The sequence below is a fragment of the Mangrovicoccus sp. HB161399 genome, assembly GCF_013184745.1.
Taxonomy (GTDB): domain Bacteria; phylum Pseudomonadota; class Alphaproteobacteria; order Rhodobacterales; family Rhodobacteraceae; genus Mangrovicoccus.
This window is the reverse complement of sequence record NZ_JAATVU010000050.1, coordinates 18,336-43,720: the sequence shown is the minus strand read 5'-3', so window position 1 is coordinate 43,720 and position 25,385 is coordinate 18,336. Positions and strand designations below refer to the sequence as shown.

The following is a 25,385-nucleotide window of genomic DNA, read 5'->3' as shown; positions in this document are numbered from 1 at the left end:
ATCTCGCTTATCCTCCTGAACTTACGTCAGAAAGATAGGTGCCCCGAATGCGCGGCCTGCATCAAAATTGAGTCAGAGCCCCCTTTCAGAGCCTATCGCCCGGATGCCGGGGGACTTTTCAATGCTGAGCCACAACCACCCCGCGACCTCGCCACCACCGCCGACCGGTCGAACGTCGAGAGGTCAGGCACTGGCACCCGGTCCCAATGGCCGCTGCGACATAGAGTGTAGAGCTGAACTGATCCCAGCGAGTGGTCCGGGTCAAACGCTAATGCATGGTCGGCCTTCGATCTACTGGAATGAAGACCTCGGGCGCGGGCGCCCGATATCCGAGGGCACTATGCGGCCGGTCCATGTTGCAGTGTTTTCGCCATCTTTCGATGAGGATTTGCGCCTCCCTCAACGAGCAGAAGACCTCGCCCGCCGCCTGGCACCCCTGAAAGATGATCTCGGCCATCTCCAGGATGCGCAGGCGGCCGACCAGCGCGCATTCGTAGGCCTCGGCGAAGGCCAGGTTGAGCCTCCGCTCGATCTCCTTCATGGCGCCATAGGTCGGCCGCATCCGGTACTGCTGGCCGCCCAGGGTCACGGGGATGTCGCTCACGCGGTCACCGTTCCGGTCACCGGATCGTCGGCGAAGTTGCCCCACTGCGCGGCCATCGCCTCTGCGACGCCGCCGAAGGTGCGGCTGCGGCATTTCCAGCGGTCCGGGCCCGGCGGGGCGCGGTGGATGGCGGACCAGCGCTTGTGGTCTTCGGTGCCGGGCTTCGACGGCTCCAGCCGGTCGGTGGCGGCCAGGGGCGGCAGGCCGCGCAGGTAGAGGCCGGTGGCCTTGAAGGCGCGCTCCCCGAACCACCGGGGCTGGACGATCTGCGGACGGGGCAGGCCGGGCGGCATCCGCTCGCGGGCATGGCGGTGCATCACCGGGTTATCGACGCAGAGCGGCATGACGACAACCGACATCATCGAGATCGAAATCCAGATCCACCTTCGGTCCCAATCGCACATCTGGGTCAGCACCAGCGGCGACCGGGAAGACGCCGTGCAGCTGCCGCGCAGCTCGGTCCGCATCGAGAAGACGACCGGCAGCCTCGCCATCCTGACGATCGGCGAGGACATGGCGATCGGGAAAGGGCTGATCTGATGGCAGGCATGTCCCCGATCGGCGCGTTCTTCGCCGAGCTCGAGCAGAGCCTGATCCGCCACCGGCCGCCGGAACCGGAAGACGAGCGCGCGAAGGAGACGCCGGCGGAATTCCAGCGCCGGATCGTCGCCGAGCACAACACGCGCTGCGGGCGGGTCTACGTTCTCACCCCGGACGTCGTCCGCCGCGCCAAGGGCGACGGCAGCAAGCTGCGGCGCGCCCGCCGGGAGGCCGTGCTGGCCGCCAGGCAGCGCGACCCTGCGACACCGCCGACGCAAATCGCGGCGGCGCTCGACGCGCCGCTGACGACAATCCTGCGCGACATCGAGGCGCTCAAGCTGGCAGGGCTGCTGCCTGAACGGGAGGATGGCGCATGACCGCCCGCCACCAGCCCCTCGCCGTTACCGACAAGACAGCGGCAGCCATGCTCGACATGCCTTGCGCCGAGTTCCGGCGGCTGGTGTCTGCCGGTGCCCTGCCCAGCCCGGTGCGGCTCGGGCATCACGAACGCTGGCGAGTCGCGCAGATCGAGGCAATCCTGTCTGGAGATGCAGCCAAGCCGCAGGAGCCTGAGTTCGACGCATGACCCGCCGCCCTGATCTGCCGCGTCTCGAATGGAAGAAGAACCCGCGCGCCGGCGAGTTCGAGCCACGGCACCGCATCACGTGGACAGAAGGCGGAAAGCGCAAGGAGCGGACAATCCGACTGGACTGGAAGGGCGACACCGGCAGGCTGCTGGAGCTGTACTGGAAGTGCGAAGCCGGGTTGCACGACGTGCAGAAGCCGAAGAAGCCGGAGAAGACCTGGCGGGACCTCGTGATCGAGTGGCGGAAGGATCAGCGGATCCAGCGCAAGCTCGCCGACAGCACCAAGGTCAGCTACCGGCGTACGATGGAATGGATTCTCGAGAAGAACGCCGACCTGGCGGTGAAAAGCCTGACCCACCAGCGCCTGCGCGCCGTGCATGACAAGTACAGCGGCACGCCGCGCAAGGCGGACCACTTCGTCCAGGTGGTCAAGCTGCTCTGGAACTACGGAAACAAGAAGCTGCGCTGGAGCCTTGGAGAAAACCCGGCCGAGGGGCTCGACCTCTTTGAAACAAGCCGCCCGTTCGAGCCGTGGCCGGAGTGGATGGTTGCCAAACTCGATAAAGCGCCGGAAGACGTGCGCAACCTCGCCCGACTGATCCTCGGCCGCGGTGAGCGCCCGGGCGCCGCCGTGCTGACGCGCTGGGAGCGTTTCGCCGGCGACAGCATGACCGTGATCGACCAGAAGGGCGGAGAGACGTGGGAGGTGTTCTGCCCGCCGTCTCTGTCTGACTACCTCGCCACCATCCAGAAGCGCGGCACCTTCGTCCTAGCCAAGAACCTGAGCGAGCCGCTGGGCTACGATGCCGTCGAAAAGCAGTTCCGCGACTGGCGGAAGACGATGGGCGAAGCTGCAAAGCCGTTCACGCTGCATGGTCTCCGCAAGCTGGCGATTGTCCAGCTCGCCGAGGCCGGGTGCTCTGAGGCTGAGATCCAGGCCATCACGAACCAGACGCCGGAAACCATCGCCTATTACCGGCGCCGGGCGAACCGACTGCTGATGTCGCGCAATGCCCAGATGCGGCGCGAGCGCGGAACGAACAGAGAATGAACGAAACGGGAATGTGAGCTACGCCGATTTCCGAAAGCTGCAAACGGTGGCTAGAAATACCGGAAGTCATTGAAACTTGGATGGTACCCGAGGTCAGACTCGGACCGACATGACCTAAGCCGGGGGACTGCTGATCCTCCCGGGGCGGCCGCCCCCAAGTGCCGAGTCCTGCGGCGAAATCGCGGGCGGGCCCCGAGGCAGTTGACCGTAGGGTCGGACGCGGCTCCCCTGCTTGAATAGCCATGCACCAGCTGCGTCTCCGGAACGGGGCGCGGAAAGGCCCGAGATGAGATCTGTCCATTCCCCGTCCATGCCCGCGGGCTGCAGCGGAGCCCCCCGTGCCGCGCGATGCAGCCGGACGGATCCGGGCGGACGGCGGGGCGCTCCGGGCCGGACTGCCGGGCCGGTCGGCAGCGCCGGGGCCTGCCCCTGGCACCTAGCCGCCGGAACCGGCGCCGGCAGGATCCCTGCCCCGGCCGGGCTGCCGACCGCCGGGGACTGCCGACCCGCCCGGCTCCGGCCCCGCGGCTGCGGATCGGCTTTCCTGCCTGCCGGGCCGCATCGAGGGGAGACACCGCCATGAGACGTTCCGCCGCCATCCTCGCCACCCTGTCCGCGCTTGCCGCCGCCCCGGCGCGGGCCGAGGGGCCGGTCCTCGACCTGCCGAACTTCCCCGATTACGTGATCCTGGGCACCGGCGCGGGCCCGGGCTATGTCGGGGCCGACGGCAATGTCTGGGCGGTGGTTCCGGCGGCGCGCAGGAGCTTCGGCCGCCGCTATGTCAGCCTCGAGGCGAACTACCTGTCGGTGAACCTCGCCGGCCATCCGCACCTGCAGGCCGGCCCGGCGGGCATCCTGCGCTTCGGCCGCAGCGACGCCGAGGACGACCGCGGCGATCCGCTGCCCGACATCGGCATGTCGGTCGATCTCGGCGGCTTCCTCGCCTGGGAAACCGGCGGGCCCGATCCGCGCGACCGCTGGCGTACCGGCATCGGCCTGCTGCAGGATGCGGCCGGGGTCCATGACGGCCATGTCATCGACGTCAACCTGCGGCGCTGGCTGCCGGTCGGACGCCATGCCGCGCTGGGGCTGGGGCTGGCGGCCAGCTGGGCCTCGCAGAACTACATGGACGCCTATTTCTCCGACCCGGCGCAGGACCATGCCGCCGGCGGGGGCTGGCGCGACGCGCGGCTGACCGCGATCTATGTCCAGCCGGTCAGCGAACGCTGGGCGGTCGGCGCGGGCTTCATGTATTCGCGGCTGCTGGGCGAGGCGGCGGACAGCCCGGCGGTGCTGTCGCGCGACCAGGTCTATGCCGGGATCGGCGCCGCCCGCGCCTGGTAGCCCCCGCATACCCCTTTCGGTCCATACCGCCCCGCGGCGGCTTTCCCTAGTCTCCGGGACATGGCGCAGGGCACCGCCCGGCGCAGCCTCCACCGACAGGGAAAAGGACGGACCCATGAAGAATTCCGCAACCGGCGCGCTCTGCGGCGCCGCAACGATCGCGCTTGCCGTCACCGCCGCCCATGCCGAGGACGCAGTCGCCGTCGGCGTGCTGCAGTCGCTTTCGGGCACGATGGCGATCAGCGAAGTCACCGTGAAGAACGCCGAAGTCATGGCGATCGACGAGATCAACGCCGCGGGCGGCGTGATGGGCCGCCAGATCGAGGCGGTGGTCGAGGACGGCGCCTCGGACCCGGCGATCTTCGCGCAGAAGGCCTCGAAGCTGATCCAGAACGACGATGTCGCCACCGTCTTCGGCGGCTGGACGTCGGCCTCGCGCAAGGCGATGCTGCCGGTCTTCGAGCGCGCGGACAGCCTCCTGTGGTATCCGGTGCAGTTCGAGGGCAACGAGTGCTCGCCCAACATCATGTATTCCGGCGCCCAGCCGAACCAGCAGATCCTGCCGGCCTATGACTGGGCCAAGGCGGAAGGCAAGCAGAGCTACTTCCTGGTCGGCTCCGACTACGTCTTCCCGCGGACGGCCAACCTGATCGTCAAGAAGCATCTCGCCGAGGACGGGCTGGCTCTGGCGGGCGAGCAGTACGTGCCGCTGGGCGGCACCGACTTCTCCGCCGTGATCGCCAAGATCCGCGCGGCCAAGCCCGACATCATCTTCAACACTCTCAACGGCGACTCCAACGTGTCGTTCTTCAAGCAGATGGCCGCCGCGGGCATGGGGCCCGACAAGGTCCAGGTGATGAGCTTCTCCATCGCCGAGCAGGAAGCCCAGGCGATGGGCGCCTCGCTGGTCGCGGGCTCCTATGCCACCTGGAACTATTTCGAGACCCTGCCCACCGAGGCAAATGCCGAGTTCGTCCAAGCCTACCGCACGCTCTACGGCGAAGATGCCGCCGTCACCGACCCGATGCTGCACGGCTACCTGAACGTCTATGCCTGGAAGGCCGCCGTCGAGGCCGCGGGCAGCTTCGACACCGATGCCGTGCGTGCCGCCGCGGTGGGGCTCGACGTCGACACGCCGATGGGCACGGTCTCCTTCTCGCCGAACCAGTCGCTGCGCCAGGCCGCGCTTGTCGGCAAGCTGGACAGCCAGGGCCAGTTCGAGATCGTCTGGTCCTCGGACGCGGCGATCGAGCCCGAACCGTATGACGCCCTCACCTTCCCGGGCAAGACCTGCGGCTTCGTGACGAACTGATCCTGGCCGGCCGCCCCATTCCCCCGGGGCGGCCATTTTTTCCCTCCCGAAAGGACACCGGCATGCTCGATGCAACCCTCTTCGCGGGCCAGGTCTTCAACGGCTTCTCCCTTGCCTCGCTCTTCGTCCTCGCCGCGCTCGGCCTCGCGCTCAGCTTCGGCCTGATGCGCGTCATCAACATGGCCCATGGCGAGATGCTGATGCTTGGCGGCTACCTGGCCTACCTGACCTACCTGATCGTACCCGGCCCCGCGGCCATTCTCGTGGCCATGCCGGTCGCCTTCCTCGGCGCGGCGGTGGTCGGCGGCCTGATGGAAGTCACCGTGATCCGGCGGCTGTCCTCGCGGCCGCTCGACACGCTCCTGGCCACCTGGGGGGTCAGCCTGATCCTGCAGCAGGCGGCCCGCTCGGTCTTCGGGCCGATCGGCGTCGGCGTGACCGCGCCCGACTGGCTGAACACCGGCTTCGCCCTCGGCAGCCTCTACTTCCCCTCGACCCGGATCTTCATCCTCGCCGTCGCCGTGGCGGTTCTGGCCGGCCTCGGCCTGCTGATCGCCCGCACCCGGCTGGGCCTGCTGGTGCGCGCCGTGAACCAGGACCGGATGATGGCCGCCGCCTCGGGCATCAACACCCGCCGCGTCGACCTCGCCGTGTTCTGCCTCGGCACCGGCATTGCCGGGCTTGCCGGCGTGGTCCTGTCGCTGCTCGGCCCGGTGACCCCCTCGGTCGGCCAGAGCTACATCGTCCCGGCCTTCCTCGTCGTGGTCATGGGCGGGCTCGGCTCGATGGTCGGCACCACCGCGGCCGCGATCATCCTCGGCCTCGTCTCCGCGCTCTCGCAGATCTTCCTGGATGTCTCGATGAGCCAGGTCCTGATGCTGCTCTTTGTCATCATCTTCCTGCAGTTCCGGCCGCAGGGCGTCGTCGCAACCCGTTCCCGCGCCCTGGAGGGCTGATCCATGACCGACCATCCGCTGCTGCGCCACGCCTGGATCCCGGTCCTCGCGCTGGCCGTCCTCGCCCCCGCCCTCGTCTCCTCCTACGACCTCAACCTGCTCGGCCGCTTCCTGGCCATGGCCATCCTCGCCATCGGCATCGTGCTGATCTGGGGCGAGGGCGGCATCCTGACCCTCGGACAGGGCGTGTTCTTCGGGCTCGGCGGCTATTCCATCGCCATGTACCTGAAGCTCGTCTCGCTCGACCCGGGCTACCTGCCCGACTTCATGGAATGGTCCGGCGTCATGTCTCTGCCCTGGTGGTGGGTGCCGTTCCAGTCCCCCCTGTTCGCCCTGCTCGCCGTGGTGCTGGTCCCGGCCGCCTTCGCCGGTCTCTTCGCCTGGCTCGTGTTCCGCCGCCGCATCGCGGGCGTATATTTCGCGCTGATCACCCAGGCCGTCGCACTGACCTTCGCGACGCTGCTGACGAGCCAGCAGAGCACCACGGGCGGCTATAACGGCCTGACCGGCTTCACCACGCTCTTCGGCATGGAGCTGGGCACCGACGGCGCCAACCGCACGCTCTACTGGGTGACGCTCGGACTTCTCGTGGCCGTCTTCGCAGGCAGCAAATGGCTGATGGCATCGCGCTACGGCACGCTCCTGCGCGCCACCCGGGACGGCGAGAACCGCGTCCGCTTCCTCGGCTACGACACCACCCCCTACAAGGTCGTGGCCTTCGCGCTTTCGGCGGTCTTCGCCTCGATCGGCGGCGCGCTCTTCACGCTGCATGCCGGCGTCGTGTCCCCCGCCTTCGTCGGCGTGGTCCCCTCGATCGAGATGATCGTCTGGGTCGCGGTCGGCGGGCGCAACAGCCTGTGGGGCGCCGTGGCCGGCGCGCTGATCGTCAATTTCGCCAAGGACATCGTCTCCTCGGCCATGCCCGAAGCCTGGCTCTACGTGCTCGGCCTGGTCTTCATCCTCGTCGTCACCTTCCTGCCGAACGGCCTGGCGGGGCTGGCCGACGACCTGCTGAAGCGCCGCCGCGACCGCGCCTCCGCCCCCGACGCCGCCCTGCTGGAGGAAGCCCAATGACCTTTCATTCCGAGATCAAGCCCGGCACGCCGCTTCTGGAAGTCACGGACATCACGGTAGATTTCGACGGGTTCAAGGCGATCGACGGCTTCTCGCTGACGCTCCAGCCCGGCGAGCTGCGCATCCTGATCGGGCCGAACGGCGCCGGGAAATCCACCTTCTGCGACACGGTGATCGGCCGTGTCCAGGCGGCCTCCGGCTCGGTCCGCTTCATGGGCGAGGAGATCATCGGCCGCCCCGAGCACGAGATCGTCCGCCGCGGCATCTGCCGCAAGTTCCAGACGCCGGGCGTGCTGCCCAGCCTGTCGGTGCGCGACAACCTCGCCGTCGCCGCTGCGAAGGACCGCCGCTGGTGGACCACGTTCAGCCACCGGCGCGCGGCGGAGGAAGTCCAGCGCGTCGAGAGCATCCTCCACACGGTTGGCCTGGCCGACCGGGCCGAGACGCTCGCCGCGGACCTGGCCCATGGCGAGAAGCAGTGGCTGGAAATCGGCATGGTGGTCGCCACCGACGCACCGCTGATCCTGCTCGACGAGCCGACCGCGGGCATGGGGCCGAACGAGACCTCGAAGACCGCCAAGCTGGTGAAGTCGCTGCTCGGCCGCCACGCGGTGCTGGTGATCGACCATGACATGGCCTTCGTCGAGGAGCTCGGCGGCACGGTCACGGTCCTGCACCAGGGCCGCTTCCTGCAACAGGGCACGGTCGACGAGATCCGCGCCGATCCCGAAGTCGCCGCGGTCTATCTCGGCCGGGCAAAGGAGTGAGACCCATGGAATCCCTTCTCAACATGCAGGGCGTCGCCGCCCATTACGGCCAGAGCCAGGTGCTGTGGGACATCGATCTCGACGTGGAAAAGGGCGGCGCGCTGGCGCTGATCGGCCGCAACGGGGTCGGCAAGACGACGCTGCTGAAGACCATCATGGGCGTGCAGAAGGCCACCTCCGGCGCGATCCGGCTCGACGGCGAGGACGTCACCAGGCAGGCGTCGCATGACCGCTCCCGTGCCGGCATCGGCTACGTCCCGCAGGGCCGCCACGTCTTTCCGCACCTGACGGTGGAGGAGAACCTGATGACCGGGCTCTCGGCGCTGGCCGGGCGCGGCAAGGGGCTGATCGCGAAAGGCATCCCCGGCCACATCTTCGATCTCTTTCCCAAGCTCGACCAGATCCGGCACCGCAAGGCCGGGGTGCTGTCGGGCGGCGAGCAGCAGCAGCTGGCGATCGGCCGGGCGCTCGCGGGCCAGCCGAAGCTGCTGCTGCTCGACGAGCCGACCGAGGGCATCCAGCCCAACGTGGTCCAGCAGATCGAGGACGCGCTGCGCCGGGTGCGGACGGAACTCGGGGTGACCATCGTCATCGTCGAGCAGTACCTGGACTTCGCCTGGTCCTTCGCCGACGAGTATTGCGTGCTGATGCGCGGGCGCACCGTCCGCCGCGGACGCACCGCGGAGGAAAGCGCCGCCGAGGTCGCGCATCTGGTCAATGTCTGACCCTTGCCGGCCGGGCCGGGCTCAGCCCAGCTCGGCCAGCAGCTGCACCGCCATCGCCGCCGCGGTGGCCCGGTTCTCCGCCCCGAGCTTGGCGTAGATCTGCAGCAGGTGCTTCTTCACCGTGGCGGCGGAATTGCCCAGGATGTCGGCGATGTCCTGGTTCGACTTGCCCGCCGCCAGCCACAGCAGCACCTCCGCCTCGCGCGCGGTCAGGCCGAACCGGTCGCGCAGCACCGCCTCGCGCGCGCCGGGACGGCTCTCGGTCACCCGGTAGAGCGACTCCCCCGCGCGCACCGGCGCCAGGTACTGGAATTCCAGCTCGCGGTCGCCGAGTGTCAGCCGCGACCGGCTGTCCGGCACGCCCCGCATCGACAGCAGCCGCCCGGCCAGCGCCTCGCTCGGCACCAGCCGCCCGTCCTCGAAGAGATCGGCCAGGATCTCCTCCGCGCGCGGCGTCGACCACAGCAGCGCGCCGCCGTCGTCGAGCGCCAGGAGGCTGCGGCCCGCGGCATCCAGCGCCGCCCGGGCGCCCTGCGCCACCCGCGCATTGGCCAGGTGCACGCGGATGCGCGCGATCATCTCCTCCAGCACCACGGGCTTGGTCACGTAGTCCACCCCGCCCGCGGCAAGGCCCTTGACGACGTGCTCGGTCTCGGTCAGGCCGGTCATGAAGATCACCGGGATATGCTCGCGCCCCGGCATCTGCTTGATCGCCCGCGTGGTCTCGAACCCGTCGAGCCCCGGCATCTGCGCATCCATCAGGATGACATGCGGCTCCACCTTCGCCAGCAGGTCCAGCGCCGCTTGCCCGCGGATCGCCACCAGCGCGGTCATGCCCTCTCGCTCCAGCGTGTCGGTCAGCAGTTCCAGCGTCTCGGGCTGGTCGTCCACGATCAGGACGGTATCGCCGAGATCGGTCACGGCGTGTCCTCCAGCTCCGCCGCGATGGCGGCCAGGTCGAACCGCGCCGCCATGTCCCGCCAGCGCGCCAGATCCGCCGGATCGGAACCCTCGACCTCGAGCCGCTCGAGCGCATCGCGCACCCCGCGCCGGTGGCCGATCCCCGCCGCCTTGCGCAGGCTCTCCAGCGCCGGCCCCTCTGCCAGCGGGGCCGCCCGCGGCCGGGGCGCGGGCGCCGCTGCCGGTGCCGGCAGCTCCGCCGCGGCCTCGCCGCGCAGCCAGACCAGGCCCAGCAGGTCGCCGACCGCCTTCAGGAAGCTCCCGGCCTCGACCGGCTTGGCAAGGAAGGCATCATGCGCCGCCCCGGCCCCGCGCGGCGCCCGGACCTCGTCATCCTGGGCATTCGCCGACACCATCAGGATCCGCAGCCGGGGCCGGAGCGCGCGCAGCTGCGCTGCAAGTTCCCATCCCGACATGCCGGGCATCTCCACGTCGAGCACGGCCAGGTCCGGCTGGAACGACGGCGCGGCGCGCAGCGCCTCGCTGCCTGAACGCGCGGTCGAGATGGCGAAGCCCAGCGGTGCCAGCAGGCGGCGCGACAGGTCGAGATGCTCGGGCGTGTCGTCGACCAGCAGCACCCGCCGCCGCGCGCCCGCATAGCCGAAGATCGGAGCTTCCTCGCCCGGAGCGGGACCGGAGGCCTCGAACATCATCAGCCGCAGGGTGATCCGCGTGCCCGCGCCCTCGCGGCTGTCCACCGAGAGCGTGCCGCCCATGATCTCGGTCAGCAGCTTGGTGATGGTCAGCCCCAGCCCGGTGCCGGGGATCGCCTCCGCGGCGGCCGAGCTGCCCCGGTCGAAGGGCTGGAAGATCCGCTCCATGTCCGCCTCGGCAATGCCGATCCCGGTGTCGAAGACCTCGATTTCCAGCGTCGAGCCGCGATAGGCCGCCCGCATGCCGGCCTCGCCGGTCCCGGTGAACTTCACCGCATTGGCCAGCAGGTTGATCAGCACCTGGCGCAGCCGCTTGCGGTCGGCCATGACGTGGCGCGGCAGACGCCCGCGCCGGTCGTAGGAAAATCCGATGCCCTTGGCCTCCGCCTGCAGGCTGAACATGCCCGCCAGCTGCTCCAGCAGCTCGGGCAGCGCGATGCGGTCGCGCGACAGCACCAGCGTGCCGCTTTCCACGCGCGAGATGTCCTGCATCCCGTCGATCAGGTCGGTCAGATGCTCGGCGCTGCGGCGGATCACGGCCGTGGCGGTTTCCTGCGTCTCCGGCGCGCGCTCCATCAGCTGGGCATAGCCGAAGATCGAGTTCAGCGGCGAGCGCAGCTCGTGGCTGAGCCCGGCGAGGAAGCGCGACTTGGCGAAATTGGCCGCTTCCGCCGACTCGCGCGCCTTCTGCGCCGCCTCGTCGGATGCGCGGCGCAGCGCGTTCTCCTCGAACAGCGCCTCGGCCTGGCGCTCGAACTCGTCCTCGACGCTGCGGCGGCCCTCGGCATTGAGCACGAGGAACCAGGCGACTAGGCCCGACAGGATCAGCAGCACCGCGAAGACCGTCCACAGCGCGCGCGACACGGCGGCGAATTCCGGTCCGGGCAGCGAGGGGGCCAGCTGGTGCGCCACCGCGCCCAGCAGCCCGGCCACCACCAGCGCCAGCACCGCCGCCAGCCCGCCGACCTGCGCGATGCGCGACCGCGTCCTGCGCGCGAGCGAAGGCGGCAGCAGCCGGTCGGCCACCGCCGCGGCCTGCTGCGACACCCGCGCGCCCGGCTTGCAGCGGTCGCGGCAGCGGCCGTCGAGCGAACAGCACAGCGAGCAGATCGGCACCTGGTAGGCCGGGCATTGCGCCATGTCCTCGGGATCGAAGCGGTGCTCGCAGATGCCGCAGCGGCACAGCCCGTCCGGCTCAGCCGCCACCTGCGAGCGCCGCGCGATGTACCAGCGCCCGCCGGTCGCCCAGGCCAGGAGCGGCGCCGCGCAGAAGGCCGTGGCCAGCCCGACCGGCACGCAGAAGGCCTGCGCCATGTCCCCGGCCAGGCCGGACAGGCAGGCCACCGCCGCCAGGATAGACAGCCCCATCGCGCCGCATCCAACGGGGTTCACGTCGTAGAGATGGGCGCGCTTGAATTCCATCGTGCGCGGCGACAGGCCCAGCGGCTTGGCGACGGCCAGATCGCCCGCCACCGCGCCGAGCCAGCCGGCGGCGAGGATCGCGAAGAGGTCGAGGATGCTCTCCAGCGCGCGGAAGATGCCCAGCTCCATCAGGAAGAGCGCCAGCGCGACGTTGAAGACCAGCCAGACAACCCGGCCCGGATGGGCATGGGTCAGCCGCGAGAAGGTGTTCGACCAGGCGATGGAACCGGCATAGGCGTTGGTGACGTTGATCTTCACCTGGCAGATGCAGACGAAGAGCCCGGTCAGCGCCAGCGCGATCCCGGGGCTGCCGGTCAGCCCCTCGAAGGCCATCCGGAACATCTCGGCGGGCTGCGCCGCCAGTTCGGGGGCCGCGCCCTGCGACAGCGCCGCCCAGGCCAGCAGCGAGCCGAGCGCCAGCTTGGCCGCCGCCAGGAACACCCAGCCCGGCCCCGAGACCATCAGCCAGCCCCACCAGCCGCGGCTGCGCCGCGCGGGCATGAAGCGCAGGTAGTCGACCTGTTCGCCGATCTGCGGCAGCAGCGACATCAGCAGCGACAGGCCCGCCCCCACCATCAGCGGATCGAGCCCGCCCGGCCCTTCCCCTGCAAAGTCCAGCCAGCCCGGGATCTCCGCCGTGCCCGACAGCGCCAGCAGCACCAGCGGCGCCACCTGCAGCACCAGCCAGGCCGGCTGGGTCAGCAGCTGAAGCCGGGAAATCCGCCGGATCCCGAAGGCGGCGACCGGGATCACCACCAGCGCCGAGACCAGGTGCGCCAGCCAGAGCGGCAGGCCCAGCACCATTTCCAGCGCCACCGACATGATGCTGGCTTCGATCGCGAAGAGCACGAAGGTGAAGGTCGCATAGATCAGCGAGGTGACGGTGGAGCCGAGATAGCCGAAGCCCGCAGCGCGGGTCAGCAGGTCGATGTCCAGCCCCGCCCGTGCTGCATTTGCCACGACCGGCAGTCCGATGGCGAAGGCGATGGCCGTCAGCGCGGCAATCGCCGCCAGCGTGTTCGCCGTGCCATAGGACAGGGTCAGCGCGCCGCCGATCGCCTCGCAGGCCAGGAAGGCCATCGCGCCGAGCGCGGTCTGCGCCACGCGCCGCGCCGGCAGGCGCGATCCGCGCGCGGTGAAGCGCAGCGCGTAGTCCTCGCGCGTCTCGTCAGCCACATACTGGTTGTACCTGCGCCTTTCGAGCGCGATCTGCTGCGCCTGCGTCATCGGCCCCTTGCGCGCCACCCTTACCAACACCGCCGTCCATCATGGGAGTCCGGGGGCCATGTGCAAGCGTCTTGCGGCTCAGGCCGCGCGCTGGAACCGGTAGACCGAGGCGGGCGGCAGGTTGCCGAAGGTGCCGCCGATCCGGCGGCAGTCCAGGCCCAGCTCGGCCAGGATCTCCCGCGGCACCGGCGGGCGCGGCCCGTAGGTGAACTGGTAGAACTTGCCTTCCGGCCGCAGCACCTCGAAGGCGCCGCCGAGAATCCGCCGGCGCTGCGGCATCGGGATCGACAGCAGGGGCAGTCCGCTGACGACATAGCCGGGCCGGCGCCCGGCCCAGCCCGACAGCTCGCCCAGCCGCGCCGCATCCATCTGCAGGACATTGGCCGCGGGGAAATGCAGCCGCAGCGCCGGCACGAATTCCGGGCCGAATTCCAAGAGGGTCAGATCGCTCTCGGGCACGCCCCGCGCCACCAGCGCGCGGGTGAAGACGCCGGTGCCCGGGCCCAGCTCGATCACCGGACCGGCGCCGGGATCGATCTCCTTCGTCATGATGGCTGCAAGGCGGCGCCCGGACGGGGCGATCGCCGAGACCCGCATCGGATTGGCGATCCAGGACCGGAAGAAGCGTGCGAAATCCCCCTCCATGCCAGGTCTGGCATGCGGAAGCCCGCAGCTCGCCGGTGCCGGGGGCTTCCTTGTTCGCATCTGCATCGCTCACCTCTCCTTGCCTGGACTCGGAGCGTAGGCCCAACTTCGTGCCGCGGGCAAGCGTGCTTGCACCGCAGGGGTCCGACTGGCGCCTTCCGCAAGGACATATCCGGCACCGCCGGCCCGCTTTTTGTCCCACTTTTCCGTGACGTGGCCCGCGGGACCCGCCCGCGCGCCGCGGCAGGACTGGCCGCTTCCGCCACTGCGACGCCGGCCGGGAGCACATCGAAGCGGCGGAAACTTTGGAATTGTGGCGGATAACCGCCGCCCTTTCCGGCCTCTGGAATGTCCGGTAATCCCCCCCGGAGACCGGATGCAGCGGTTGACGCAGGTCAGGGACCTGGCGCCCATCTGCGGTAGAGTCTGCCCGGACGGGAGACGCGACATGGGGGAATCGGGCGGCAGCATCATCCGGACCGCGGGGCTGGGCAAGACCTACCGCAGCGGGGCGCTCGAGGTGCAGGCGCTCCGGGGGGTGGATTTCGCCGCCGCGCCGGGCGAGTTCGTCGTGATCCTCGGTCCCTCGGGGTCCGGCAAGTCGACCTTCCTCAACCTCCTCGGCGGGCTCGACACCGCCTCCGCGGGGAAGGCCTGGTTCCGGGAGCAGGAGCTGACCGGCCTCTCCGAACGCGGCCTGACGCTCTACCGGCGGAACCATGTCGGCTTCGTCTTCCAGTTCTACAACCTCGTGCCCAGCCTCACCGCGGTGGAAAACGTGGCGCTTGTCACCGAGATCGCCCGCGCGCCGATGCGTCCCGACGAGGCGCTGGACCTGGTCGGGCTCTCGGCGCGGCGGGACCATTTCCCTGCCCAGCTCTCGGGCGGCGAACAGCAGCGCGTCGCCATCGCCCGCGCCATCGCCAAGCGGCCCAGCCTGCTGTTCTGCGACGAGCCGACCGGCGCGCTCGACAGCGCAACCGGGGTGCGCGTGCTGGAGGCGCTGACCGAAGTCAACCGCGCCACCGGCGCGACCACCCTGGTCATCACCCACAATGCCGCCATCCGCGAGATCGCCGGGCGCACGCTGCGCTTTGCCGACGGGCAGATCGTGGAAGAGACCCTCAACCCGCGGCGCAAGGCGCCTTCGGAGGTGTCATGGTGATCGCGCCGCTCTCCCGCAAGGTGCTGCGCGACCTGTGGCGGCTGCGCGCGCAGGTTCTGGCCATCGCGCTGGTGCTGGCGGCGGGCGTCGCCACGGCGATCCTGGGAAGCGGCGCGCAGGACTCGCTGACCCAGACCCGCGACCGCTACTACGCCCAGAACCGCTTCGCCGATGTCTTCGCCGACCTGACCCGCGCGCCGCTGGCGCTGCTGCCCGAGGCGGAGGCGCTCGACGGCGTGCTCTCGGCCGAGGCCCGCATCGTCAAGACCGCCCGGCCCGAGCTGCCCGGAGCGGCGCCCGCCACGCTGATGATGGTGTCGCTGCCGGGAACCGGCGGGCTGAACCTGCTGCACCTGCGGCAGGGGCGGCTGCCCGACCCGCAATCGGACCGCGAGGTGGTGCTGTCCGAGGAGTTCGCCGCCGCCCACCGGCTGTCGCCCGGCGCGCCGCTGTCGCTGGTGATGAACGGCCGCCGGATGGAGGTGACGGTCACCGGCACGGCGATCTCGCCGGAGTTCATCTATGCGCTCGGGCCCGGCGAGATGATGCCCGACCCGGCGCGCTTCGGCATCGCCTGGATGCCGCGCGCGCCGCTGGCGGCGGCCTGGGATCTGGACGGCGCCTTCTCCAACCTGGTGCTGCGGCTGGCCCCCGGCGCCTCCGCGGAGCGGGTGATCGAGGCGCTCGACCCGCTGCTGGCCCGCTATGGCGGCACCGGCGCGATCGCCCGCAGGGACCAGACCTCGCATGCCTTTCTCGATGCCGAACTGACCCAACTCGGCGCGATGGCGCGGGTGCTGCCGCCGATCTTCCTCGCCGTCGCGGCAATGCTGGTGCACATCACCATGTCGCGGCTGGTGGCGCTGGAGCGCGAGCAGATCGGCCTGCTCAAGGCGATCGGCTACAGCCGCCGCGCCATCGCCTGGCACTACTTGGAATTCGTGCTGCTGATCGCCGTCCTCGGCATCGCCCTCGGCTTTGCCGCCGGGGCCTGGCTGGGCGCGGGCATGGCACGGCTCTATGCCGAGTTCTTCTCCTTCCCCTACCTGGTCTTCTCGCGCAGCCCCGCCATCTACGGGCTGGCCGCGCTGGTGGCGCTGGCCGCCGCCACCGGCGGCGCGCTGCAGGCGGCGCTCAAGGTCTCCGCGCTGCCCCCGGCGGTTGCCATGGCTCCCCCTGCCCCGCCCGCCTACCGCCGCAGCCTCGGCGCGCTGTCCGACCGGCTGGCGCTGCCACAGAGCCTGCGCATGGTCACGCGCCACCTGCTGCACTGGCCGCTCAGGACCGCCGCGGCGATCTTGGGCCTGGCCATGGCGGTGGCGATCCTGGTCGCCTCGCTCTGGACCTTCGGCTCGCTGGAGCAGCTGATCGCCGTCACTTTCCACCTGGGCGAGCGGCAGGATGTCCGCGTCGCCTTCGCCGCCGCCGAGCCGCCCGCCGCGCTGCAGGAAATCCGCCGCCTGCCCGGCGTCATGGCGGCCGAGCCCTGGCGCAGCATCGCCGCGCGGCTGGAGAACGGCCCGCATGCCAAGCGCGTCGCGGTGGAGGGCCGCCCGGCCGGGCCGCAGCTATCCCGCGTCCTGTCTCCGGACCTGGAGCCCATGGCGATGCCCGAGCGGGGGCTGATCCTCAGCGAGGCGCTGGCCGACGCTCTGGACCTGCGCCGCGGGGACCTCGTGACCGTCGCCTTTCTGGAGGGCCGCCGCAACGAGGCCACCCTGCCGGTCAGCGGCATCTCGGTCGGCTATGTCGGCCTCGGCGCCTCGATGGAGCTGGACGCGCTCAACCGCGCGGCGGGCGACGGCGACCGGATCTCGGGGGCGGCCCTGCTGGTCGACCCGGCCGCCATGGACGAATTCCTCGCAGCCGCCCGCGCCGCGCCCGGCACCGGCACGATCGCGGTCAAGAACCTCGTCCTCGCCCGGTTCCGCGCGACCCTGGCGGAGAACATCACCGTCATGGTCAGCGTCTATGTCGGCCTCGCCGCGATCATCGCCGCCGGGGTGGTCTACAATTTCGCCCGCATCGCGCTGTCCGAACAGGGGCGCGAACTGGCCAGCCTGCGGGTTCTGGGCTTCACCAATGCCGAGGTCTCGGCCATGCTCTTCGCCGAGCTCGGCCTCGTCACCCTCGCCGCCCAGCCGCTCGGCTGGCTGATCGGCCACGGCATGGCGGCGGCGATGGCCGCTTCCTTCGCCTCCGACCTCTACCGCGTGCCGTTCCTCGTCGGGCGCGACGTCTATGCCACCGCCAGCCTCGCGGTCTGCGCCGCCGCGATCCTCTCGGCTCTCGCCATCGCGGGCCGCATCCGCCGGCTCGACATCGTCGGCGTGCTGAAGACAAGGGAGTGACCCATGCGCCGCCTGCTCATACCCCTCCTGCTTGCCGCCGCCCTGGCCGGCCTGCTCGCCTGGGCGTTCCAGCCACGCCCGGTCATGGTGGAAACCGCCGCGGTCGCCCCGCGCAGCCTTTCGGTCGGCGTCGAGGAAGAGGGCCGCGCCCGCATCCGCGAGGTCTATACCGTCTCCGCCCCGATCGGCGGCAAGCTGCAGCGCATCTCGCTCCATGCCGGGGACGCCGTGACGGCGGACGAGACCGTCGTCGCCCGCATCGGCCCGGCGGCGCCCGAACTGCTGGACTGGCGCGCCCGCGCCGTGGCCGAAGCCGCCGCCGCCGCCGCGGAAGCCGCGGTCAATCTCGCCAGGGCCGCGCTGGTCCAGGCCGAGGCCGAGCGCGACCATGCCAGGACCGAGGCCGACCGCACCCAGCGGCTGTTCGACCGTGCCGCCGTATCGGCGCAGCTGCGCGACAACGCGCTGCTGGTGCAGCGCACGGCAGAAGCCGCGGTGGACAGCGCGCGCGCCAACCTTGCCGTGCAGGAGCGCAAGCTCGACAGCGCCAACGCGCTGCTGGCCGAGGGCATCGGAAATGCGACCGCCAGCTGCTGCGTCGAGATCGTCACCCCGGTCTCGGGCCGCATCCTGCGGGTCGTCACCGAGGACGAGCAGGTTGTCCAGCCGGGCATGCCGATCATGGAGATCGGCGATCCGGCGAACCTGGAGATCACCGCCGAGCTGCTGTCGCGCGACGCCGTCCGCGTCAGTCCCGGTGCGGCCGCCGCCATCACCGGCTGGGGCGGCCCGCCGCTGGCGGCGGCGGTCGAGCGGGTGGAGCCCGCCGCGGTCACCAAGGTCTCGGCGCTCGGCATCGAGGAGCAGCGCGTCGAGGTCATTCTCCGCCTCGCCGGCGATCCGGCCGGGCACGCTGCGCTCGGCCATGGCTACCGCGTCATGGTGCGGATCGAGACCTGGTCGGGCACGGACGTGCTCTCGGTCCCGGTCGGCGCGCTCTTCCGCAGCGGGCCGGACTGGGCGGTCTTCGCCGTGCAGGACGGCCGCGCCCGTCTGCGCCGCATTTCGATCGGCGAGCGCAACGACGCCTTCGCGCAGGTGACCGGCGGGCTTGCCGCCGGAGATGCCGTCATCCTGCGCCCGGCCGACAGCCTCGGCGACGGCATCCGCGTCGCCCCCCTGCCCTGACGCCGCTCAGCCACCGCAGCTCAGCGCCAGCTCGGGCCCGGGCCCGAAGGCTTCCGCCACGGCACTGCGCAGCAGCTCGCCGAAATGGGTCTCAATGTAGCGCAGCACGAAAGCGCTCTGGGCGGCGATTTCGATCCGGTCCGCAGTCGCGTCGCGCAGGCTCAGCCCGGCGAACCACGCGCCGTAGGCTTCCGGCGCCGCTGCCCTGAGCCGGGACTGGACCTGGCTCCAGGGATCGCCGGACTCTGGCTCCGGCGTGCCGCGCATCTGGCGGAAATCCACCCGCAGGACCTGCGGGCCCTCCTGCTTCACCGCGGCTGCCTGTCGGGCGCCGATCCGCTCGGCGAAGTCCGGTCCGACCCGGTCCCAATAGGGGGCCGAGACCGCGGCCACGGCTTCGGGGACCAACCGGTAGCTTGCCACCCTGCCCCGCACGCCCGGCCGCAATGTCTCGATCAGCCCGATCGCGGCAAGCCGCTTCAGCTCGCGCTTGACCGTCCGGTCGGTCACGCCCCAGAGCCGCGCAAGGTCGCGCTGTCCGATGGAGACCTCGTCGCGCTGCCAGTTGTACCGGGCGGTGACCATCGCGATCAGCCGCATCGCAGTGGCCTGTTCACCCTGCGATCCGTTCAGTCCCCATAGCGTCAAGGCCGTGAGGATGTCATACTTCCAGACACCGGCCCCGGGGCCAGTGATGCGTGCGCGGTCCATGAACGCGATCTGCCTTGTGCCTCAATGCGGGATCCCTCTTTTCGGGGACCCTCGATTCCTGATTGCCCAAAGTGAAGCACGAAGTCGCGCAATATGTCAACGAGGTGCGATTTACGGGATTTATTCCCCCGGATCCGAAAAATGAGGATTGGAGAGTCCTATAGGTAAAGCAGGACTCCCAAAGTGTCACCAAATAAAGGTCCTCCTGTCACCCTTTTTCCGGAAGTGCCGGGAAAGCTGTCCCCTTTTCGACTCGGCCATTTTCCTTCGACCGGCTTTTTCCCGCGGCTGCCGGCAATAACGCGCGCAGATTTGGGGTTTTGCAGATTCCCGGTTTCGCGTTATTCAGGGGGCAATCGGAAAAAACACGAGCAGCGCAAAAATGAGAGACCATACCGACCTCCAGACAATGAACGAGCGCAGCCTCGCACAGCAGACCGCCGTGCGCCGCGCGACTTTCTCGCCCGCCGAAACGAAGGAGCTGCGCCGCTTCTCCATCTGGGAGATCAGCCAGTTCATGTTCGACGTCGCCGCCGACACGCTGCGCAAGAAGCTGGCCGAGGACCCCTCCCTGCCCCAGGGCGAGACCGAGGAAGACGGCCGCCAGCGCTGGTTCACGCTGGAGGAGATCAACGAGCTGCGCCGCCGCGTGCGCCTGCGCGGCAAGTCGCTCCTGCCCCGCCGGCCCAAGGGCCGCGCCACGCGCATCGCCGTGTCGAACTTCAAGGGCGGCGTCGGCAAGACCGTGGTCGCGCAGCACCTCGCGAATGCCGCTGCGCTCGACGGCTACCGGGTGCTCTGCGTGGATTTCGACCCGCAGGCGACGCTGACCCATTCCATGGGGCTGGTCGAGGTGAAGGAGTGGAACACGGTCTGGGGCATCATGTGCCGCGACCTGTGCCGCGAGGCCGACCGCATTGCCGCCAGCTATGACGACCCGGACGACTGCCCCTACCCCGCCTCGGACGAGCTGCCCGAGGACGTGCAGTCGATCGGCGCGCAGCGCTTCCAGGACTTCATCCAGCGGACCTGCTGGCCGACCATCGACATCATCCCCTCCTGCGCCAACGCCGCCTTCGTCGAGTTCGCCTCCGCGCAGTACCGGTCGATGCACAAGGCCTGGAGCTTCTTCGGCTGCATGGACCGCTACCTGTCCGAGCTGCCTGACGACCAGTACGACCTGATCATCTTCGACTGCCCGCCGGCCATCGGCTACCAGTCGCTGAACGCGGCCTTCGCTGCCGACATCCTCTATATCCCGTCCGGTCCGGGCTACTGGGAATACGACTCCACCACCTCCTTCCTCGGCCAGCTCGGCGATGCGATGCAGGACATTGCCGACGGCTTCGACTCGCTGGCCGAAGATGCCGGCCTGTCGCTGCCCAAGCAGTTCCGCGACATCAAGCTGCTGATGACCCGGTTCGAAGTCTCGAACCCGCTGCATGCCGCGATGCAGGGCGCGTTCCGCAATGTCTTCGGCGCGGATGTCTGCCACCATCCGATCGAGATGACCCGTGCGGTCGAGCAGTCGGGCCGGTTCCAGATGTCGGTCTACGAGCAGGACTACCGCCAGATGACCCGCGAGACCTGGAAGCGCGCGCGCCAGAGCTTCGATGCGGCCTACCAGGAATTCAAGGCGACGGTGCTGGCCTCCTGGCCGGAGGGTGCGCGCGAGAAGGAACTGATCGATGGCTGACCGCAACAAGTTCGGCTTCGACGCGCTCGATACCGGGCTGCCCTCCAAGCGCCGCGAACGCTCCGTCGGGCCGATGGGCGCCGCCGTACGGGAGGCGGCGCAGAGCCTGCAGGAAACCACCGAGGCCAAGGTGGAGATGCGCCGCAAGAACGCCGAGGATGCCAAGGCCTTCCGCGAGGCCGAGGCGTCCGGACTGGTGCTGCGCCGCCTGTCGATCGGCGACGTGCGCACTGACGACCTGCCGCGCGACCGGCTGGAACTGGAGGCCGTGGCCTCCTCCGACGAGATGGAGGAACTCAAGGCCTCGATCCGGGCCCGCGGCCAGCGCGAGCCGATCGAGGTCTTCCTCGATGCCAAGGGCCGCTATCAGCTGAAGAAGGGCTGGCGCCGCCTGACGGCGCTGAAGCAGCTCTATCTCGAGACCGACGACCGTGCCTTCTCCGAGGTGGTGGCGCGGATCGACAATGCCGAGAGCGAGGACCGCGTCGCGCGCTATGTCGACATGGTCGAGGAGAACGTCGTCCGCGAAGACCTGACCTTCGCCGAGATGGCGCAGGTCGCGCTGGCCGCCGCCGCGGATCCGGACGTGCCCGAGACCGATCCCGAGGCGCTGGTCGCGCGGCTCTACGGTTCGCTCCACAAGATGAAGCGCAGCTACATCCGCAGCTTCGTCTTCCTGCTGGACGACCTCGGGTCGGCGCTGCAATGGCCGCGCGCGGTGACGCGCAATGTCGGCGTCGAAGTGGCCCGCGCGATGAAGGCCCAGCCCGACCGCGTGGCGGGACTACGCCGCGCTCTGGCCGCGGTCGGCACGGCCGAGGACCAGGCGCAGGTTCTGTCGGATTTCATCGCTGACCGCCGCAAGGTCGACGCGCCCCGGCCGAAGCGGGAGCGCCGCGAGAAGTACGAGTTCCATGTCGGCACCACCAAGGTGACGGCCCGCAAGGGCGAGTGCCGGATCGTCTCGGGCGACGATTTCGCCGACATCCCGAAGGAGCGCCTGATGCGTGCGATCCGGGCTTTCGAGGCTGCGCTGCACGAGGAAGACGGTAACCCGCGGGTTACCCAGCTGTGAGTTTCCGGGCGCGGCCGCCGGGGCCGCGCCCGTCCGTCCGCCGGGGTTTCTTCCCGCGGACGCCGCGGCCGGAGCGCATCCGGACCTCCCCATGGACAAATCAGCAGGCAGGACGGCGCGCGCGGGTCTCGTCAGGTCCGCCGGATGCTGCAGGCCGGTTGCCGGACGTGGACGGGCGGGCAGGTGATCCGCTTCCCTGGCCGGGGAACCGGCGGGTTGTCTCGGACGGCTGAGATCGTGGAGCGCTGGCTTCCGGCAGGGCAGCTCCAGTGTTCCTGCATCCCGGGAGAGTCTGCGCGGGACAATGCCGTGCGCGGCCTGAAGCCGTGGCGAAGCAGTCCCGCGCCGTTGGGGCGGGCTGGAAGGTCTCGACTTGCGGCGGCGGCGAGCGGTGATCGGGGCAGAAGCTTGCGGGTAGCCTGTCCTGAGGCAGGGCTCCGGGCTGGCCGCCACATGGATGGGGGCGGAGCTTGCGGAGCGCGGTAACCCGCGGGTTACCCGGTGCGGAACTTGCTGCGGAAAGCCGCCGGGCCCGAGGAATGCAAGCTGCCGAAGGATGGGTCCGGCCGGGATCCGTTGCTGGAACGAGCCGTAGCCCGGCGCGCAGTCCGCGCCGGGACGGGCGGGCAAGGCTGGTCAGAGACCGGCCGCCTTGGTCAGGTTCACCCGGAAGCGGTCGCGCTTGCGCTGGTAGCGGCGGGTCATCTCCAGGCTGGCATGCCCGAGCTGGCGCTGGATGTCGCGGTCGGCGGCATCGGCATGGCTGGCCAGTCCGGCGCGCAGGGAATGGCCGGAGAAGAGCGCCGCGCGCTCGGCCTCGCCCAGCTCGGGCCGGAGCCCGGCTGCCAGCGCGGCGGACTTCACCAGCCGCGCGACATGGCGGTCGTTCAGGCGCCCGTCCATTGCCCGGCGGCCATCGCGCGACACCCGGCGGAACAGCGGGCCGTGGCTGATCCGCGCGAGCTCCAGCCAGCGCTCCAGCGCCGCCACCGGACAGCTGCGCTCGGTCGAGCCGCGGCCGACCTCCACCTCGCGCCAGCCGGTCTTGCCGCGCAGGATCAGCAGGGCGCCCTGTTCCTCGGTCTCCACCCAGCCGGCGCCGTCCCCGGTATCCTCGCGGTTGAGGTCGAGCCCGGTCAGCTCGGAGCGGCGCAGCGCCCCGGCGAAGCCCAGCAGCAGCATGGCCCGGTCGCGGAAGCCGCGGAGGTCGCGGGGCAGGGTGGCGGCCATCGCCAGCAGCTCCTCGGCCGATAGCGGCGCCTTCTGCACCGGCGGACGGGCGTGGCGGCGGCGGATGCCCTTCATCACCGTGACGATGTGGCGGTCGCCCCGGTCGAGCACCATGCCGCGCTGCCGGTAGCCCCACGAGATGCCGGCCAGGCGCCGCTCCAGGCTGGAGACCGTGAGGGTCCCGGCGCGCTCGGTCAGGTAGAGACCGACCAGCTCGGGCGACGGCGGCAGGGCAGGGGCGCCGCGCAGGCGGCACCAGCGGGAGAAATCCGCCCAGTCCTGGGCATAGGCGCGCAGCGTGTTCTCCGAAGCGGCGGCGCGGGCATAGTCCTGCGCCGCCTCGGCCAGCTGTTCCAGCGCCTTCGTGGGCGCGGCGAGGGGCGGCGTCCGCTCGTCTTCCTGCATTGGGCTGTCCGTCTCCCCGGCAAACATGGTTTGCGCCACATTACCGGACGTGTCTCGCCGAGGCAAGTGACGGCGGTTAACTTAAATTGGATACGGAAAACCGCCGTTGGCGCGCCCGGGTCAGAGCTGCCCGCCGATCGGCAGGACACCGTAGATGCGGCTCTTGAAGCTGCGCCAGCCGGATTCGGCGGGCTCGTCGCGATGGACCAGGACCTTGCCGTCCTTGTGCTCCAGCCATTCGATGTCGCCGTCGGTTCCCAGGCGGAGCTGGTAGGCGTTCTCGCGGATGCCCGCCTGGAACTGCGCCACCGCGGCGGAGGCCAGCTTGGGGGACTCGATCAGGACGCCCATCTCGGTATTGATCGCCACCGAGCGCGGGTCCCAGTTGAACGAGCCGACGAAGAGCCAGTGGCGGTCGACGGCGAAGGCCTTGGTGTGCAGCGACGAGAGCGACTGGCCGAGCCCGAGCCGCGCGCGGTCGGGACGGGAGCCGTCGGAGCGCAGCTCCCACAGGGTCACGCCGGCCTCGAGCAGCGGTTTGCGGTCGCGCGCGTAATGGCTGTAGACCGGCAGCACGTCGGTGGAGTCCATCGAGTTCGTCAGCACCGTGACGGCGACGCCGCGCTCCGCGAGCCCGGTCAGCAGCGCGGTTCCCATGTCGCGCGGGACGAAATAGGCCGAGGCGACGTAGAGGCTGTCCCTGGCGCCGCGGATGTAGGGAAGGATGCGCGCCGCGACGATGTCCTCCTGGCGCGCCTCGCCCGCGGTCTTCTCCACCGGGTCGGAGATCACCTCGACCGGAACCCAGTCGAGATCGAGCCGTCCCTCCAGCAGGCTTTCGCGCACCGCATGCTTGAGCGCGCTGCCGTAGTCGGTGCCGCCAGCCGCGCCGGCCAGCTGCGCCAGCTTGGTCCGCGCTTCGTCCAGCGTCATCGCATCCGCCTTCTTCGCGGCGACGGCGGCGGCCGGGATGGCGTGCTCGCTGTTCCAGTAGCTGTCGAAGACCTCGGAAACCTCGCGCGCGACCGGGCCCGCGCCCAGCAGGTCGAGGTCGTTGTAGTTGCTCTGGCTGCGGGCGGCGAAATACTCGTCGCCGATATTGCGGCCGCCGACCAGCGTGGCGGCGTTGTCGACGGTCATCGACTTGTTGTGCATCCTGCGGTTGATCCGGTCGAATTCCAGGGCCGACGCGATCGCCTTGGCGGGGCCGCGGCTGAACGGGTTCCACAGCCGGATCTCGAAATTCGGGTGATTGCCGAGCGCGGCCATCATCGCGTCGTAGCTGGCTGTGTCCATGTCGTCGAGCAGCAGCCGCACCCGCACGCCGCGGTCGGCCGCCTGCAGCAGGTGCCAGGCGAAGAGATGCCCCGAGGCATCGTCGTGCAGCAGGTAGTACTGCGCGTCGATGGAGCGTTCCGCCCGGTCGGCCAGGATCAGCCGCAGCGCCAGCGACTCCGGCCCGTCGGACACCAGCCGGATGCCCGAGCGCCCGTCGCCGGGATCGCCCAGCTTCTGCGCCTGGCGGGCGAGGAAGGTGGTGCTGACATAGGGCAGGGCGTGGGTTTCGGTCCTGGGATAGTCCTCCGGCCAGGAGGCGCAGGCCGCCAGAAGCATCGCCGCCGCCAATGCAGCGCCCAGTCCGCGCTTGCACCTTCCTCCTGCCAGTCCGTCCGCCAAGCTCATGCCGTCCTCCGCCG

At 70.1% G+C, this 25,385-nt stretch carries 21 protein-coding genes and 2 pseudogenes; 15 read left to right on the top strand and 8 right to left on the bottom strand.

The window, feature by feature from the left end:
- Window positions 1–268: 268 nt before the first annotated feature.
- Window positions 269–421: pseudogene (locus tag HCC78_RS22495) on the bottom strand (integrase core domain-containing protein); the annotation flags it as partial.
- Window positions 422–600: 179 nt separating this feature from the next.
- Window positions 601–942: pseudogene (locus HCC78_RS22490) on the bottom strand (hypothetical protein); the annotation flags it as partial.
- Between the two features lie 4 nt (window positions 943–946).
- On the opposite strand from HCC78_RS22490, the gene HCC78_RS22485 reads away from it, so the two are divergent.
- The 10 genes from HCC78_RS22485 to urtE all read left to right on the top strand — a co-directional run bounded on the left by HCC78_RS22485 (window position 947) and on the right by urtE (window position 8,960).
- The gene (locus HCC78_RS22485) at window positions 947–1,144 is read left to right on the top strand and encodes a hypothetical protein (protein WP_172331037.1); all 198 of its coding nucleotides are present in this window, start codon (window positions 947–949) and stop codon (window positions 1,142–1,144) included.
- Complete coding sequence (locus tag HCC78_RS22480; RefSeq protein ID WP_172331036.1) at window positions 1,144–1,521, top strand: hypothetical protein; 378 nt, start codon at window positions 1,144–1,146, stop codon at window positions 1,519–1,521. The genes HCC78_RS22485 and HCC78_RS22480 overlap by 1 nt, the downstream gene beginning before the upstream one ends.
- Window positions 1,518–1,730, top strand: coding sequence for an AlpA family transcriptional regulator (locus HCC78_RS22475; protein ID WP_172331035.1), 213 nt, complete (start codon window positions 1,518–1,520; stop codon window positions 1,728–1,730). The genes HCC78_RS22480 and HCC78_RS22475 overlap by 4 nt, the downstream gene beginning before the upstream one ends.
- Window positions 1,727–2,782, top strand: a complete 1,056-nt coding sequence (locus HCC78_RS22470) for a hypothetical protein (RefSeq protein WP_172331034.1) — start codon at window positions 1,727–1,729, stop codon at window positions 2,780–2,782. Before HCC78_RS22475 ends, HCC78_RS22470 begins: the two co-directional genes overlap by 4 nt.
- A 579-nt stretch (window positions 2,783–3,361) precedes the next feature.
- Window positions 3,362–4,126 carry a MipA/OmpV family protein gene (locus HCC78_RS22465; protein WP_172331033.1) on the top strand — a complete coding sequence of 255 codons (765 nt, stop codon included), beginning with the start codon at window positions 3,362–3,364 and terminating at the stop codon, window positions 4,124–4,126.
- A gap of 115 nt (window positions 4,127–4,241) precedes the next feature.
- Entirely contained in the window at window positions 4,242–5,438 is a 1,197-nt protein-coding gene (gene urtA, locus HCC78_RS22460) for an urea ABC transporter substrate-binding protein (protein WP_172331032.1), read from the top strand.
- 62 nt (window positions 5,439–5,500) lie between these two features.
- Entirely contained in the window at window positions 5,501–6,394 is an 894-nt protein-coding gene (gene urtB, locus HCC78_RS22455) for an urea ABC transporter permease subunit UrtB (RefSeq protein WP_172331031.1), read from the top strand.
- A 3-nt stretch (window positions 6,395–6,397) separates the two neighbouring features.
- The gene (urtC, locus tag HCC78_RS22450) at window positions 6,398–7,468 is read left to right on the top strand and encodes an urea ABC transporter permease subunit UrtC (protein ID WP_172331030.1); all 1,071 of its coding nucleotides are present in this window, start codon (window positions 6,398–6,400) and stop codon (window positions 7,466–7,468) included.
- Window positions 7,465–8,235 carry an urea ABC transporter ATP-binding protein UrtD gene (gene urtD, locus HCC78_RS22445; protein WP_172331029.1) on the top strand — a complete coding sequence of 257 codons (771 nt, stop codon included), beginning with the start codon at window positions 7,465–7,467 and terminating at the stop codon, window positions 8,233–8,235. The genes urtC and urtD overlap by 4 nt, the downstream gene beginning before the upstream one ends.
- A gap of 5 nt (window positions 8,236–8,240) precedes the next feature.
- Window positions 8,241–8,960: an urea ABC transporter ATP-binding subunit UrtE gene (gene urtE / locus HCC78_RS22440; protein ID WP_172331028.1), complete on the top strand. Its 720-nt coding sequence runs from the start codon at window positions 8,241–8,243 to the stop codon at window positions 8,958–8,960.
- 21 nt (window positions 8,961–8,981) lie between these two features.
- Here the strand turns inward: urtE and HCC78_RS22435 are convergent, their stop codons facing one another.
- The 3 genes from HCC78_RS22435 to HCC78_RS22425 all read right to left on the bottom strand — a co-directional run bounded on the left by HCC78_RS22435 (window position 8,982) and on the right by HCC78_RS22425 (window position 13,867).
- Window positions 8,982–9,881 carry a response regulator gene (locus HCC78_RS22435; protein ID WP_172331027.1) on the bottom strand — a complete coding sequence of 300 codons (900 nt, stop codon included), beginning with the start codon at window positions 9,879–9,881 and terminating at the stop codon, window positions 8,982–8,984.
- Window positions 9,878–13,222: an ATP-binding protein gene (locus HCC78_RS22430; protein ID WP_172331026.1), complete on the bottom strand. Its 3,345-nt coding sequence runs from the start codon at window positions 13,220–13,222 to the stop codon at window positions 9,878–9,880. Before HCC78_RS22430 ends, HCC78_RS22435 begins: the two co-directional genes overlap by 4 nt.
- A gap of 78 nt (window positions 13,223–13,300) precedes the next feature.
- The gene (locus HCC78_RS22425) at window positions 13,301–13,867 is read right to left on the bottom strand and encodes a class I SAM-dependent methyltransferase (RefSeq protein WP_172331025.1); all 567 of its coding nucleotides are present in this window, start codon (window positions 13,865–13,867) and stop codon (window positions 13,301–13,303) included.
- Window positions 13,868–14,315: 448 nt separating this feature from the next.
- Between HCC78_RS22425 and HCC78_RS22420 the strand changes: the two genes are divergently transcribed.
- Genes HCC78_RS22420 through HCC78_RS22410 form a run of 3 tightly spaced genes read left to right on the top strand, consistent with a single transcriptional unit; the run spans window position 14,316 to window position 18,571 of the window.
- Entirely contained in the window at window positions 14,316–15,032 is a 717-nt protein-coding gene (locus tag HCC78_RS22420) for an ABC transporter ATP-binding protein (protein WP_172331024.1), read from the top strand.
- Window positions 15,026–17,383 carry an FtsX-like permease family protein gene (locus HCC78_RS22415; protein ID WP_172331023.1) on the top strand — a complete coding sequence of 786 codons (2,358 nt, stop codon included), beginning with the start codon at window positions 15,026–15,028 and terminating at the stop codon, window positions 17,381–17,383. Before HCC78_RS22420 ends, HCC78_RS22415 begins: the two co-directional genes overlap by 7 nt.
- Window positions 17,384–17,386: 3 nt before the next feature.
- Window positions 17,387–18,571 carry an efflux RND transporter periplasmic adaptor subunit gene (locus tag HCC78_RS22410; protein ID WP_172331022.1) on the top strand — a complete coding sequence of 395 codons (1,185 nt, stop codon included), beginning with the start codon at window positions 17,387–17,389 and terminating at the stop codon, window positions 18,569–18,571.
- A 6-nt stretch (window positions 18,572–18,577) separates the two neighbouring features.
- On the opposite strand, the gene HCC78_RS22405 is transcribed toward HCC78_RS22410, so the two are convergent.
- Window positions 18,578–19,282: a MarR family winged helix-turn-helix transcriptional regulator gene (locus HCC78_RS22405; protein WP_172331021.1), complete on the bottom strand. Its 705-nt coding sequence runs from the start codon at window positions 19,280–19,282 to the stop codon at window positions 18,578–18,580.
- Window positions 19,283–19,664: 382 nt separating this feature from the next.
- Between HCC78_RS22405 and HCC78_RS22400 the strand changes: the two genes are divergently transcribed.
- Both HCC78_RS22400 and HCC78_RS22395 read left to right on the top strand, forming a co-directional pair.
- Complete coding sequence (locus HCC78_RS22400; protein WP_172331020.1) at window positions 19,665–20,978, top strand: AAA family ATPase; 1,314 nt, start codon at window positions 19,665–19,667, stop codon at window positions 20,976–20,978.
- Entirely contained in the window at window positions 20,971–22,053 is a 1,083-nt protein-coding gene (locus HCC78_RS22395; protein WP_172331019.1) for a ParB N-terminal domain-containing protein, read from the top strand. The genes HCC78_RS22400 and HCC78_RS22395 overlap by 8 nt, the downstream gene beginning before the upstream one ends.
- A gap of 636 nt (window positions 22,054–22,689) precedes the next feature.
- Here the strand turns inward: HCC78_RS22395 and HCC78_RS22390 are convergent.
- Together HCC78_RS22390 and HCC78_RS22385 are read right to left on the bottom strand one after the other, a co-directional pair.
- On the bottom strand, window positions 22,690–23,688 hold the full coding sequence (locus HCC78_RS22390; protein WP_253949308.1) for a tyrosine-type recombinase/integrase: 999 nt from the start codon (window positions 23,686–23,688) through the stop codon (window positions 22,690–22,692).
- A gap of 120 nt (window positions 23,689–23,808) precedes the next feature.
- Complete coding sequence (locus tag HCC78_RS22385) at window positions 23,809–25,371, bottom strand: phospholipase D family protein (protein WP_172331017.1); 1,563 nt, start codon at window positions 25,369–25,371, stop codon at window positions 23,809–23,811.
- Window positions 25,372–25,385: the final 14 nt, after the last annotated feature.

Bases quoted from the DNA above. Each gene is read 5' to 3' on its own strand.
- HCC78_RS22395 (WP_172331019.1), top strand. From the start codon at position 20,971: ATGGCTGACCGCAACAAGTTCGGCTTCGACGCGCTCGATACCGGGCTG.
- HCC78_RS22475 (WP_172331035.1), top strand. From the start codon at position 1,518: ATGACCGCCCGCCACCAGCCCCTCGCCGTTACCGACAAGACAGCGGCA.
- HCC78_RS22425 (WP_172331025.1), bottom strand. From the start codon at position 13,867: ATGGAGGGGGATTTCGCACGCTTCTTCCGGTCCTGGATCGCCAATCCG.
- HCC78_RS22470 (WP_172331034.1), top strand. From the start codon at position 1,727: ATGACCCGCCGCCCTGATCTGCCGCGTCTCGAATGGAAGAAGAACCCG.
- urtC (WP_172331030.1), top strand. From the start codon at position 6,398: ATGACCGACCATCCGCTGCTGCGCCACGCCTGGATCCCGGTCCTCGCG.
- urtA (WP_172331032.1), top strand. From the start codon at position 4,242: ATGAAGAATTCCGCAACCGGCGCGCTCTGCGGCGCCGCAACGATCGCG.
- HCC78_RS22420 (WP_172331024.1), top strand. From the start codon at position 14,316: ATGGGGGAATCGGGCGGCAGCATCATCCGGACCGCGGGGCTGGGCAAG.
- urtD (WP_172331029.1), top strand. From the start codon at position 7,465: ATGACCTTTCATTCCGAGATCAAGCCCGGCACGCCGCTTCTGGAAGTC.
- urtB (WP_172331031.1), top strand. From the start codon at position 5,501: ATGCTCGATGCAACCCTCTTCGCGGGCCAGGTCTTCAACGGCTTCTCC.
- urtE (WP_172331028.1), top strand. From the start codon at position 8,241: ATGGAATCCCTTCTCAACATGCAGGGCGTCGCCGCCCATTACGGCCAG.
- HCC78_RS22410 (WP_172331022.1), top strand. From the start codon at position 17,387: ATGCGCCGCCTGCTCATACCCCTCCTGCTTGCCGCCGCCCTGGCCGGC.
- HCC78_RS22405 (WP_172331021.1), bottom strand. From the start codon at position 19,282: ATGGACCGCGCACGCATCACTGGCCCCGGGGCCGGTGTCTGGAAGTAT.
- HCC78_RS22400 (WP_172331020.1), top strand. From the start codon at position 19,665: ATGAGAGACCATACCGACCTCCAGACAATGAACGAGCGCAGCCTCGCA.
- HCC78_RS22465 (WP_172331033.1), top strand. From the start codon at position 3,362: ATGAGACGTTCCGCCGCCATCCTCGCCACCCTGTCCGCGCTTGCCGCC.
- HCC78_RS22430 (WP_172331026.1), bottom strand. From the start codon at position 13,222: ATGACGCAGGCGCAGCAGATCGCGCTCGAAAGGCGCAGGTACAACCAG.
- HCC78_RS22480 (WP_172331036.1), top strand. From the start codon at position 1,144: ATGGCAGGCATGTCCCCGATCGGCGCGTTCTTCGCCGAGCTCGAGCAG.
- HCC78_RS22415 (WP_172331023.1), top strand. From the start codon at position 15,026: ATGGTGATCGCGCCGCTCTCCCGCAAGGTGCTGCGCGACCTGTGGCGG.
- HCC78_RS22485 (WP_172331037.1), top strand. From the start codon at position 947: ATGACGACAACCGACATCATCGAGATCGAAATCCAGATCCACCTTCGG.
- HCC78_RS22385 (WP_172331017.1), bottom strand. From the start codon at position 25,371: ATGAGCTTGGCGGACGGACTGGCAGGAGGAAGGTGCAAGCGCGGACTG.
- HCC78_RS22390 (WP_253949308.1), bottom strand. From the start codon at position 23,688: ATGCAGGAAGACGAGCGGACGCCGCCCCTCGCCGCGCCCACGAAGGCG.